This is a genomic window from Mucilaginibacter sp. P5_A6 (assembly GCF_056400585.1).
In genome coordinates this window covers 1-11,968 of the sequence record NZ_JBFUKZ010000045.1, presented here as the reverse complement: position 1 = coordinate 11,968, position 11,968 = coordinate 1, and the positions used below count along the sequence as shown (strand labels likewise).

Genomic DNA, 11,968 nt, shown 5'->3' with positions numbered 1-11,968 from the left:
ATTTTATATCATCCCAATTGCTAACAGAAAACCTATTGACGAAAATTGTATCTGCTAATTTATCTCGCTTAACAATCAAATAATGCTGCTCTTTCCTTATTACTGTGCCATAAAATTTGATATTCTGATTGTTGTGTTCCAAGATCCCTCTTGGTTCCCTTTTTTGATCAATTCCGATTCTTGCAGTTGAGAGCGCATCGAAAATTTCTTTAGATTTTGGTAAGTCATTGAAAATGTACAAAGCTCTACCRTACCAAAATTGTGCATCATGACGCGTGTCACCCATAGTAAAGGATCTTCGATAATAATGCAATATATCAGCTTCATTATCTGGACTGTAAAGACTTGTTAAATATGCATAACGGAAGTTTACGTCTTTATCATTAGGATTTACATCCAAGGTTTGTTTCAAAGCGTTCAAGGCATCCTTTAATTGTTTTTTAGACTGTAGCAGTTTTGCGTACCTTAATGCTATGTAAGGAGAAGCCTTGTTTATATTAAAAGCTTTTTCCAACAATTCGATAGCTTTGGGTTCATTTTCAATTATTTGATTGAATTTTGATTCTATTTCCAAAATAAATTCTTTATCTGGAAATAGTTGTCGAGCAGTAGAAGCTAGCTTTTCAATTTCTTTTATCTTCGATTCTATTGCTAAAGTGTCGCCTTCATCTAAGAGCTCACGAAGTCTAATCAATGCAATTTTCAATAAGGTGTGATAACTATAGGGCTCTTCTTTATTTCTCCTTAAAATTTCCTCACAAAGCTTTTTTGCATGATTCAAATACTGATGTTTCTCTAACGGATTTCTAGAGGATTCTGCTTTTTTATAAGAAACCTCGGCTAATGAATGAGAAATAACAGAGTCATTAGGCGTAATTTCATGAGCTTCCTTTAGGTATTTTTCTGCAAGATTAAGATTTCCACCTTTAGATACCATTTGATAAATGGCTTTTTGCTGCAATAGTTTCGGGTCATCTACGCTTTTTGCTTCAGCTAATTTATAAAGGTTACTAATTCTTATAGGGTCTTTGAAAATGGCGTTCAGTTTTCTCGCGTTAGTCATCGATTGAAATGCATTCCAATCACTATGATAGTCAATATCTAAATAAGTTAGAATGCTTACATAGGCATCATATCGCTCTTGCTCAGTTTTCAAAACAGTTTCAAATATTATCTCGGCTATATACTGATGCCTTGTTTTATAGACGTAATCATTTATAAAATGATTTTTCTCATCAAAAACAATGTATTCTAACGGTTTATAGAGTTTGCTTTTGAATTCATTAAAATTTATCCCATGGACTCTACTTATTAATCCTGCCCTGGTCTCTGATCCTAATCGATGCAAAATTGCCACGGTGACATACAAATATTTTGCTTGTTCACTTTTTATCTGCTCATATTCGTTAAAAATAATTTCTTCGAAAGTCTTGCCCCCTGTTGCTTCATAAAGGGCAACAAGTAAAACCCGTCCTGCCTTTTCCGATAACTCCTTTTTCCTTTCTTCTTTAGTTTTGCTTTCTAGGAAGCCCAAAGAATCATATTTTTCGAGTTTGTCGATTAAGTTTTCTATTTCCTTTTCGGTTAAATAAGAAATAGAAAAATCTTCTGTTACAAAGCTTTTTATTTTTTTTTCTTCGTTCCAGATATTTGTTCGTTCGGATGCGAAAACGGTTATAGGTATTTTCTCTTTGTAAGCTTTTYCAATTAATGTTAGTATCGATGCTTCATGTTCTGATGCGTTGTCAATAAATATATATATCCGCTCCTTGACATAATTAAACAATTCAAAAATAGGTTCAAATCTTAGCAACGCGTTGGGCTTAATAAAAATGCACAGCTTATTAAAATCAATTGCTGAATCCCAGCCAATCCGTTTTAAAAGGACAGATTTACCAGAGCCTGCGTGCCCTTTTAATATGAACAGGTAAGGCTTGTCATCATGTTGATATTTTTCATCTAATAATATATGTGTTAAAATTCGGTCTTTTTCGTTTCGATCAATATCTAAGTTTTTAATTATAGGGTCCCAGTTATGAAAAAAACCTTTATAAAATGCTTCTGGAGCGGTGTCCGTTGAGGGCATCGATCCATGAATATATTCTGACTCATTGTCCAAAAAATTCAACAAGCTAGATGTCGGGTTTAAGTCTTTTACGTTGATTACAAATCTATTGTATATGACTCTTTCTTGCTCTTCTTTCAAACCGGAAAGAATTTTTTCATTCTCGGTGACTTTACTATTTAATAATTTAATAAAGTCTTCATGCCCCAATTTGATGGCTGTTATCTTTTTTGATTCCCAAAATCTAATTTCCTCCTCTTTAAAACCGGGTCCAACCATATAGGACCTAGGCCTACCATCGTGTAAAGATTCTATTTCCTTTAATATCGTTCTAATATTTTGATCTTGATTACTGTAGCCAATAAATAATATAGAGTAATCCATAGCTAATTCCAATAGCTTTGAAAATAAACGGTCACGGTTTTTTCTATGGTTTATATATTGGTCAGTTGTGAGAATTAATGGTACATCAACGTCGTTTATGTTACTTATGCATCCATGTAACTTATAATATGGGACAGTATTACTTGATTTGAAAATTTGATATTCTGGGGTATTTCTATAAACTTTGGAAAGCTCTTGTATAGGGCGACTATTCTTTTGATAAGACTTTTCTACAATCAAATCATAATTAGTTGTAAAAATAGCTTTCCAAGCAAAGGTAGTATAGAGCATATGGTTTTCGTTCGGTGAAAACTTATCAAAAATTGAAGCTATGAAATCTTGAACTTTGAATAGTGAATGCTCAGATATCGCCATTTCTGAAACATATGTTAAAGGATCATTATTATATCCCCCTCCTAGAAACTCTTTAGAGATCATAGTTGCGAGTTCACTTCCTAAAGGAGGATGATTGTTTTGGGGATGGTTTGCATTGTAAGCGAACCCTGATCCTAGAAATAATACTACGTTTTTAGCTTTAATGTTTTCAATTAAGCTATTTGGAATATTTGTCATAATAAGGTTTGAAAGACCATAAATATAATAATTAATATTATTCTGAGAGGGAAATGTGAAAAACGCGAAAAAGATCTTAATGATAAGTTAATCTAAGCTGCATTTAATTTTACGATTGCTCCAAATATGGTCGTGACTAAAATGCAATTGTAGAATTAAATGCAGCCTCAAACCGACTGGTTTGATTTTCCACCATAAAAATCACCAGCTCACCAACAGCGAATTGAGCCAAAGGTCTTCATAGAGAAGCACGTAGTGCGATATGAAGTATGTCCTACACAAACAGGCACAAAGACATTAAACCACTTCCTATAAAGAAAAGCTTTGTGCATGTGCAGCCTTTGGCGATCAGCTGGTGAGCTAAAATTATGATGAGCGACTGGCTGCATAAATCTTGAACTTTGCAAACGTCACCTGGTCGAATAGACCAAGTGTAAGTGCAGCATAAGTGAAAGGTTTGTAAAGACAGAGAAAGCTCATGTGATGAACGACTTTGCTACCACAACAATCATGACAGGCTGCTTTTGCGATGGGTAATTGCGAAGATCTCCTTTATAGTAGGGTTGTGGCGTAGCCAATAAAGGGAATCTTCGCTATTGAGGGTAGGCCAAAGCAATGGAGTGAAATGTGTGCATAGCACTTATTGAACAAAATGAAGCCTGGCGAGATTGTATGTGTAGCTTAAGAGTGAAGAACTCCTTATTTCCTTTTAATAAGTATTGACCGATGCCTCATAGTTCATAACCATATTCCTTAATAATATAGTCCATTTGTTCTTCAGGTTGTCTAACAACATCATTCCAAACTATCTCACCGGTGTCGTCATTGAATTTTGTTGCTTCCCCAATTCTCAACATCATAGTCCCACCTGCGCTGGAGGTATAATCCATATCAACAACACTTTCGTGTACTCTAACTAACTTGTATTTAGTATCGAAAACTTCGGGTTTGATCGCCAAATTCTCGAAGCTCAACTTAGAAGGGACACTTGGATAGTACATTGCCTCTACCTCTCCATTATTGTATCTATTTAATATCTTATCTGCAAAGTATGCACTGAATAGATAATCCTTGTCATTGCCCGTTGTTATAGATTTGGTGAATTCATCCGCCATAAATTCGTTTAGCATGTAAATTTGCTGTTGAATGTTCGGTGGATAATTAGCTAACTGCTTTTCAGCTCTTGTCTGCATTTCCCATATCCTTGGGTTAAACGTGCCATCAGATGGTTGTCTTAAGATTGGTGCTATCTGTAAGGAAGCACCATTGAGCACCTCCCAAGTACTGATGGTAATTAAATCACCTTTTAACGGTTTCAATTCTGAAATTGCGGTCAATGAACCAAACGTCGCATAGAGTATACTTTGTTGCTTCAAATTGCATCTGCCATATTTATTTACGTACTCCTTTGGTGGATATTTCAAATACTTTTGATCGTAAATACGTTTGTTCTTTCCCAGTATGTTTTTGTTAATAGATAACCTTGTTAGTTCCGGAAATTGGAAACTAAAAAGCGGATGGCTCATAAAGCTGAAGCAATTGTCCATTTGAGCTAATAGATATTTCTCTACATCATATGTAATTCCGTAGTTTGACAAACTCGATAAATATTTAAGGAAGGTGCTAAATTCTTCAACCTCTTTTGGACTGCAATCTTCCATTGAATCAAACAAAGTTTATGGATACTGAAAGATAGGAAATTATGGTCTGCAATTTATAATCATCCCAATATTTCGACATTGCAGCAGAATTATCATTTTCAATCAACACTGTATCTAACACGAACTTATAATCATCCTGTTGATTTTCTACAGCTTGTATAAGTTCATTATGCCAATAAGTTCCTGGCATCCTTGATAAAAATTGAAGTTGAATATCTATCTTCTCGGCAACGTTAATTCTCGGTATCTCAATAATCTCGCTACTCTCATCATTTATTAATTCTAACCTTACGGCTAAATCGCTTTCGATCTCTTTGGAGTAATGATGATCGAATTTATTTAAAATTCCAAAACCGAAAGGAATATCTTTTGATTTGATGGTATAAAAGAAGTCTTTACGTTGACCGTCATAATAATAACGCTCCTGGTCGTAGTTTACAGGAAGGGTCATGGCGTTCAATAACCATAATAAATTGTAGCGTTCTGTTTCACTCATGTTTTAACAACTTTGTACAGTACAGGTTCCAATTCACCCAATTGTGTTAGCTCAGTAATTACCTTTGAGACCATACCATTTCTACTATCGAGATCCAGAATGTTAACTAAATAGATATAAGATCTAGTCTCGTTACGGACAAAAGTGTCTACTTCATTCTTCGTTATAAAAATGTCTCCATGACCTTTAACGTTAGATTTAACCTCAATAAATCGGGTTATTCCATTAAAATGGGAGTAGATGTCAAATCCCGCATTCACATCATCTTTAGAAGTTTGAGCAACAAATTGCTCGGGGTCCTTTGCGCCTTGCGTTCGTATTCTTTCTATCTCAAACCTCATTGCTATTTCTTCGCCAATAATCCCAATCAACTTTTTGTGTTCAAGTATCGCCTCTAAGGTTTCCTGTGATATTGTTTTCTTTTTGCGATGTACCTTTTCGACAACAGACTTTGGCAAGATGATAATTTGGGCCTTGGTTATATTAAAGTTGGGATAAAACGATGTGATCCATTTCGTAAAGCTATGTTGCAATTCTCTATCAAGTTCATTAAAGGCTATACTCTCTTGGTTGGTGATAGTTTCTAAATGTTTTCGAGTTTCGGTTCCACCAGCTTTATGTCTTCCATTTTCTTGCAAATATTCATCTGCGCTAACTCCCTTGAAAGCGCAAAATTTCGAAAGGGCAAATGCCTGTTGGCCATCAAGCATTGCATTTACAAAGTAAAGCGTTCCACCTCCCGCCATCTCTCTACGGTCATCAGGTGTTTGGTTGAACTTCAATAAGTTTTCGATTATCTCATCTACAGTATCAATGAATTTGTAATTAGCCATTTTAAACTAGGAATTGGTAAATGTAAAGGTAAGAACAAAAGAGCCTACCGAAGTAAGCTCCTTTTTGTTTAATCAAGATTTAACGAACCCTCCATAAATCCCTTATATTCTAATAGATCAAGGGTTTCAGGAATTATCTTTAGTTCAAATGCGACACCTCCCGGCTTACTTATTTTAACAAGCTTCACATTGGCTGTGCCTTGATGGTTGTCGTAGGAGTTACTATAATTCCATTTAAAATTAAACGTATCACTAGCATAGCTGCTTTGTGTTTCGGGTGCAGATGTACGTGTTAATTCAGATATCGCACCATAACTTTGCTGATTTGTCTTACTTACAATTGAGCCGAAGTAAACCTGTTTATCAGCTGTTATATAAAACACAAAATAAGAGTTGTTACTCGTGTAAAATAGAGTTTGGTCAACGTGGTTTCTCTGAGCGCTTTGGACAGTAAACTTAGCTACAATGGTTTGTTGGCAATAAGCTACCCGAATTGTTGCGAATAGCATTATTAACAGAAGCTTTACTTTCATAACTACTGATGAAATTGATGTACGGTTTCATAGTTTTTAACAAACTGTTGCAATGATGGTAACACAACATTGGTAAGTACCCAAACAGCCCTTGACATGCTTTTCTTGCTCCTTTTGGGCTCATTGATTTGGCCAGGCATAATATCAGTTGCACTTCTAAATTGTAACTGATTAGCCTCTGTAACAACAATTGTATTGTTGGTATTTCTAAGATAGTTTACTATTCCAACGTATATATTATTATAATCCTGACCATCGTACCACCGCCATTGGGGTGCGGTTACTTTGGTGAAGTAATCCATATTTTGGTTGAGATATTCAAAGAAAGTGCGGTCGAGATTGTAACTTTTTCCCCAGTGTTCTAATTTTCCGTAATCCTGGGCTGAACTGAATGAGATAGAGGCCATAACTATAATGGCTGTGATGAAAATGGTTTTAATGGTTTTCATTTGATAAGGTTGGATACCATATCAGTCCTTTTATGGTAGGTTTATAAACACAATAAGCGCAAGGGACTGTACTTAGTTCGTGCCTTAGAGGTACCGCAAAGAACCCGACAACAACAAACCAGCAAGTACCCTTACGCCTATAGCGTGGGTACTTAACTAATCTGTTCTCGTTGTCTAATTAAATTTGCGGTTTCCTAAGACAAGAACGATAAGCTAAACACTTATATCTTTATTTTATGTAATTGCTTCTTCTATGTATTCAAATGATGCTTCTTTAATTTTAAATTGCTATGCACGAAAGTACGATAAACTAACTAAAAGATAAACCTCCGCATCACGGAAGTTCATCTTAGTTTTGTCATTCAACGATTGCATCCTCTACCATTATTATAGTATTGTCATTACTACCATCCAATAGCCGGGCCTTCCAATAACCGTAATGATCTAACAAATCCGTGTCAACTGTAATGCAATCCTCCAGGTCGTGTTGTGTTGTATCGTACATTGTCGCCCTCCACGCGCAACGAATCATCCGGTTATAGTTATGCTTACCTACGACTTTCCGAATGTCTGTATCGGTCTGTAGTTCGATAAAGTAAGCATACTCCTTTACTGATAATGTTAAACAGCAAAGGACGCTGACAAACTCGAATAAAACACAGCCCTTGTAGGTATCGCCCTTTTCATAATTCGTCATTATATAAGTGCGGGACTCAACACTACTCATCCGTGAAAGGATATAGCGTAAATCATTCATGATTCCTGCAAATACTTTTGTGATCTCCATATTTTTATGATGGGTGTCAATAAATGGAGGATGGTAAGGTTCAAATAATCGCTGCACCTCAACGGGTGCAGCTTTAAGCATTTCTAATACTGTTGTTTCCATAAATGAATTGTTGTTAAATGAAGAAGGGCCGTTAGGCCCCTTTCTGTTGTTGTTCGATTGTGAGTTTCTTGCAGTCTTTAAAACCTTTGTCAAGCAAGAGTTTGGCTTGTCGGAAATCATCTACATTATAAAGAGACACATTAAGAGCGTCCTCGATAAATATTGGAGTGTTACTCTCAGCAGTATGTTTATAAACACAACGCGTTAGCAGGCTGTCCAGGTGATTGCCGATTTGCTGTTTAAAATTGAAGTTTCGGGCGAAGCTGATGAAGTTTTGCCCCTCGTGTTCTTCAAGTTGTAAATGGATTAAAGGGCTGTAAAAACCATGTTTGGTACTAAGGCCAATTGATTGATAATTTATTTCTATCAATGTGCGTAAATAATCTGTAGGATACAGTTTAATAAGGTCTTTTACATCGGTGACGATTGCGAAATAGCTTGCTGTAACAGCTTGATTTTTGGCTTCTAAAGCCGTTTCTTTTGTCGGTGTAGTTTGTGTTGTTGCTTTCATTTTAGTGCGTTAAATGGGTTAGAAATGGGGTTAAATTACTGTATGGTGGGGTGGTTAAGTGGGGGTTTTTACCTTAGAAAGTGCCTTGAAATGTGGCCCTTCGCTGGTAGGTCGATGAAATAAAATCGATTTGACAGTATGGCGATTGCCATTTGAAAAGTGATTTTCAAATTACTAGGCACTACGTATAAATGAGATAGTGCTGTCGAATCGATTTTACATCAACATAGCGGAGGGGTGCTGATGTGATAGACTCGTCTCGCTCGGGACGTACAAATAATTTGCTAGGGGTATGTTATAAAACCGATGTCTATTTTTATATAAATAAATTTTTTAAACGCAAACAGCCCTGGCTAAGAAGCCAAGGCTGTTATTTTTAAGACAGTAGAATAACAGGGGTTATACCCTAATAATTTAGTGTCTTTTTATAGCCTGATAAATTTTGAGTTCTTGATCCTGTAGCCTTTAATCTCATTGCCAGACTTGTCAAATCCAAGAGTTTTACGCTTGCTCATTTCAAAATAATCTTGAACCAAAGATATATGGGGCCTTAGGTTAAGATTATATTTGTTTATGGCTAATGCGGTAAACCGTTTCAGTTCCGAAGATGGATAATCCACGCCATCTTCAAGATAGTTTTGTAGAGTTGTTATAAAGCCGTAATTAGACTTTTGATCTTTTTCTTTTTTTAGCTTTAACGCTTTTTTTATTTGTTTTTTTGAATAGCCATTTTTCCTTAGTTCTTCTGCCCCCAATAATTTATAGGCTTCTACAATATCAGGAAATGATTTATTGAGTTCATCAATTACTGTTTGCTGGTTATTGAACGAATAAAGCGACGAATTATCGTTGATAATTTGCAGGCTATCGATAATCGAGTTAACTACTTCAAGCATCGATATTCCACTAGAAAGCCTTCTATTGGTGTCATCATTAAGTGGGTATAGTTCAGAAATATGGGTTGCTTTAAAGTGTTTCAAATCATAAGCTTTCATCAGTGCGTTTGAATCCACATAGCAACTTTTGATTTCTTCTTCTAAGTAAACGTTATCCTCCATGAAATAATTTTTGCTGCCATCGTCATTAATAAAATTGGCGTAAGGGATTATTTTAAGGCTATCAGCTAAAGAATCCCTAAAACCTGGATTTGTCGCTCCTTGATGGAGTGCCCTAATAGTTTTATACGCATCTTCACAACCTAAAAGGTATCCCTTCATTTCCTCTGCACTTTTTGGCGTTATGTCGGGATCAAGATTAGTGATGTGAATTACTTTATCAACTCCATTGCGAAACCTACCCACAATTTGTATAGCCTCTGTTCGTGGATGTATCATGGAATGAATTGCAGAATTTAAATCTGTCAACATAATTACAACTGGTTTAGTATCTAGATAGATGTCAACGGCAGAATTAAAACGGCTGGTGAAGAAATTGTACTTTAGATAGTCTTTTAAATGATCTGATACGTTCGGTATGTTACTAATCTTAAGTTGGTAGCTACTTTCCCTAGAGCAATATACCTGGCTAATTGCGCCACACTCCATTTTTTTGATGTAAGCCCCAATCATGTTGGTTGAATTGAAAAAAATGCAATATTGATTTACTGGAATATTCGCAAGAGCATTTTTGAGACTGAGATAGACATTATTAGTAGTAATTACATCAATAGGTTTAGCGTAGTCAAAATCGGGTGCAATGACCAACTTCGAAAAGTTTTGTTGCCTAAATCTTGGATCTCGTGGGTCTAAAGACGTAGCCGATATAAAGGCTTTGTTGTCAAACTTGAAAAAATCATCCATTGGCAACGTTATTTTTCGCCTAAACCCAGCATCTTGAATTACTCTATCACTTTCATCAAAAAGGAAAAAATAGGTTTTATATAAATCAATTTTTAATACTCTTGCAGCATCTTTAATTTTAAAGAAAGACTCAGGCGTTACAATCATTTTTTTGTACTCAACGTTACTTGATAAGTAGTCGATAACGTCATCAATTGTTACGCCTTCAYAAATTCCCAGAACGCCTTTTTTCTTTTTTCCTTTTATAACTGGAACATTTGGTTCCATTAAAATGGAATTGCGAGGTGCTTCAATTTCAAGTGTCGTCGCACCAATGTTAGGCAATGTCTTGTCAATGATTGTATTTGTCGGAATCTCGGACATTATATCTTTAAGATATTGACCTTTAGATATTTTTAATTTATTCATTTGGTTAGTTTGGGTATAGGATATCCATTCAGCTTAAAGGCTGTGACTTAAGATTCCATAAGTTTAGGAAAAAGGGAGACCAGGCATGGCCTCCCTAGGTATGTTCGCTTATTTCAAAGCTTCTTGATAAAGTTCCTCTAACGTGAACCCAGGACAGTCATAGGCACCATCCATATAATTCGTGCCCAAAATTGTTAAGAAATCAATCGGGCCGTACACTTTAAATTCGTGTTTTACAGTCCTAGTTTCAATAGTCGGAGCACAATATGTACCCCTGGCATCTGTGGCGATCGTGTGGCATATATCAATATTGACATTATTTCTTCCAATTGACAGTAAGGCTTCAACTTGCTCTTTATCGGCTTCAGTGAAATTGTTATAAAGCATTATAAATTCTTGTTTATTTAACAATGATTTACCATCAACATCATCAAAAACGCCTTTAGCYGTGTTTATATACAAGTAGCGGTGGATGGACCGATCATTTATAAAGGCTTTTAATTGTTCAGGATTCATCCCGATTATATTTTTTTTCAACATAGTTTGTATTATTAAAATTTAAACTTGATAATTAGTGAAATTAACGGCGGATATTCAACACCGCCGTTAAAATTGGTTAAGCTATAGCAGTCTTGTATAAACTTGTTAAGCTTAAATCACAGGTAAACGCTTTATCTTGGTATAATCCAATAAAATCAGATAGCATTTCAGAAGTGTAGACCTTATACGGTTGACTCCCATTTTTTAGCCAGATTTTAACGTAAATGCATTCCCGGCCACTTTTATCCAAATCTGGGTTAGGGTTGCATTCGATGGTAGCCCCCGAACTCAATTTTTGTAAAAAGGCATCAAAATCGGCCAGTTCCTTTCTTGTTTTTCCTTCGAGCATGGTTAGCAGCCCTTTTTTTGTCATAAAGCCGTCGGGATTATTTTCAGTAAAAAAACTGTTTGCGTCAACTACGTAATCGTACTTTGGTGCGGCTGTTTGATCGAAATCTTCAGAGCTTTTCTTTAGAATTTCATCAATTATACTAGCTGGTTTCGCTGTATTTTTCTTCATTGTCATTTTTGATTATTTTAAATAAATTTGTTTTTAACAAAAGAATTATGATCTTTCGTACAACGGAAAGGCTGCGCACCTCCTTCTTTGTTGATGAACAAAAATCCTTAAAATTATTGGGAGGGGTTTCAGAAATGAGATGTATAGAAACGTAAAAAATCTGACAGATAAATTGATTATTTTTTTAAAGTGTCATTTATCCTCTGTCTGTAATTGTGAATGTGATCTCCAACTACACTAAGTTTTGGCGCAACGAACTCAATAATTTCAAACATGTCATAAATTAATTCCAATTGCGGTCTTGTTC

11 protein-coding genes are annotated in these 11,968 nt (G+C 35.5%); all 11 read right to left on the bottom strand.

Annotated elements, in window-relative coordinates:
* A partial coding sequence (locus AC1DO4_RS26890) for an SIR2 family protein (RefSeq protein ID WP_477420851.1) occupies positions 1 to 3,022 on the bottom strand: 3,022 nt, incomplete at its 3' end.
* Between the two features lie 731 nt (positions 3,023 to 3,753).
* Complete coding sequence (locus tag AC1DO4_RS26885) at positions 3,754 to 4,683, bottom strand: hypothetical protein (protein WP_477420850.1); 930 nt, start codon at positions 4,681 to 4,683, stop codon at positions 3,754 to 3,756.
* A 4-nt stretch (positions 4,684 to 4,687) separates the two neighbouring features.
* Positions 4,688 to 5,179, bottom strand: coding sequence for a hypothetical protein (locus tag AC1DO4_RS26880; protein WP_477420849.1), 492 nt, complete (start codon positions 5,177 to 5,179; stop codon positions 4,688 to 4,690).
* Positions 5,176 to 6,012 carry a protein NO VEIN domain-containing protein gene (locus AC1DO4_RS26875; RefSeq protein ID WP_477420848.1) on the bottom strand — a complete coding sequence of 279 codons (837 nt, stop codon included), beginning with the start codon at positions 6,010 to 6,012 and terminating at the stop codon, positions 5,176 to 5,178. Before AC1DO4_RS26875 ends, AC1DO4_RS26880 begins: the two co-directional genes overlap by 4 nt.
* Before the next feature lie 68 nt (positions 6,013 to 6,080).
* Positions 6,081 to 6,545: a hypothetical protein gene (locus tag AC1DO4_RS26870; RefSeq protein ID WP_477420847.1), complete on the bottom strand. Its 465-nt coding sequence runs from the start codon at positions 6,543 to 6,545 to the stop codon at positions 6,081 to 6,083.
* A gap of 2 nt (positions 6,546 to 6,547) precedes the next feature.
* Positions 6,548 to 6,994 carry a hypothetical protein gene (locus AC1DO4_RS26865; RefSeq protein WP_477420846.1) on the bottom strand — a complete coding sequence of 149 codons (447 nt, stop codon included), beginning with the start codon at positions 6,992 to 6,994 and terminating at the stop codon, positions 6,548 to 6,550.
* Between the two features lie 358 nt (positions 6,995 to 7,352).
* Positions 7,353 to 7,883: a hypothetical protein gene (locus AC1DO4_RS26860; RefSeq protein WP_477420845.1), complete on the bottom strand. Its 531-nt coding sequence runs from the start codon at positions 7,881 to 7,883 to the stop codon at positions 7,353 to 7,355.
* Between the two features lie 31 nt (positions 7,884 to 7,914).
* Positions 7,915 to 8,394, bottom strand: coding sequence for a hypothetical protein (locus tag AC1DO4_RS26855; protein WP_477420844.1), 480 nt, complete (start codon positions 8,392 to 8,394; stop codon positions 7,915 to 7,917).
* Positions 8,395 to 8,819: 425 nt separating this feature from the next.
* Complete coding sequence (locus tag AC1DO4_RS26850; RefSeq protein ID WP_477420843.1) at positions 8,820 to 10,601, bottom strand: hypothetical protein; 1,782 nt, start codon at positions 10,599 to 10,601, stop codon at positions 8,820 to 8,822.
* Between the two features lie 108 nt (positions 10,602 to 10,709).
* Positions 10,710 to 11,141 carry a hypothetical protein gene (locus AC1DO4_RS26845; RefSeq protein WP_477420842.1) on the bottom strand — a complete coding sequence of 144 codons (432 nt, stop codon included), beginning with the start codon at positions 11,139 to 11,141 and terminating at the stop codon, positions 10,710 to 10,712.
* Between the two features lie 76 nt (positions 11,142 to 11,217).
* Complete coding sequence (locus tag AC1DO4_RS26840) at positions 11,218 to 11,661, bottom strand: hypothetical protein (RefSeq protein WP_477420841.1); 444 nt, start codon at positions 11,659 to 11,661, stop codon at positions 11,218 to 11,220.
* Between the last annotated feature and the right edge of the window lie 307 nt (positions 11,662 to 11,968).

Excerpts from the sequence above, each read along its gene's own strand:
- AC1DO4_RS26870 (WP_477420847.1), bottom strand. The coding sequence starts at position 6,545 with ATGAAAGTAAAGCTTCTGTTAATAATGCTATTCGCAACAATTCGGGTA.
- AC1DO4_RS26865 (WP_477420846.1), bottom strand. The coding sequence starts at position 6,994 with ATGAAAACCATTAAAACCATTTTCATCACAGCCATTATAGTTATGGCC.
- AC1DO4_RS26860 (WP_477420845.1), bottom strand. The coding sequence starts at position 7,883 with ATGGAAACAACAGTATTAGAAATGCTTAAAGCTGCACCCGTTGAGGTG.
- AC1DO4_RS26840 (WP_477420841.1), bottom strand. The coding sequence starts at position 11,661 with ATGAAGAAAAATACAGCGAAACCAGCTAGTATAATTGATGAAATTCTA.
- AC1DO4_RS26885 (WP_477420850.1), bottom strand. The coding sequence starts at position 4,683 with ATGGAAGATTGCAGTCCAAAAGAGGTTGAAGAATTTAGCACCTTCCTT.
- AC1DO4_RS26875 (WP_477420848.1), bottom strand. The coding sequence starts at position 6,012 with ATGGCTAATTACAAATTCATTGATACTGTAGATGAGATAATCGAAAAC.
- AC1DO4_RS26880 (WP_477420849.1), bottom strand. The coding sequence starts at position 5,179 with ATGAGTGAAACAGAACGCTACAATTTATTATGGTTATTGAACGCCATG.
- AC1DO4_RS26855 (WP_477420844.1), bottom strand. The coding sequence starts at position 8,394 with ATGAAAGCAACAACACAAACTACACCGACAAAAGAAACGGCTTTAGAA.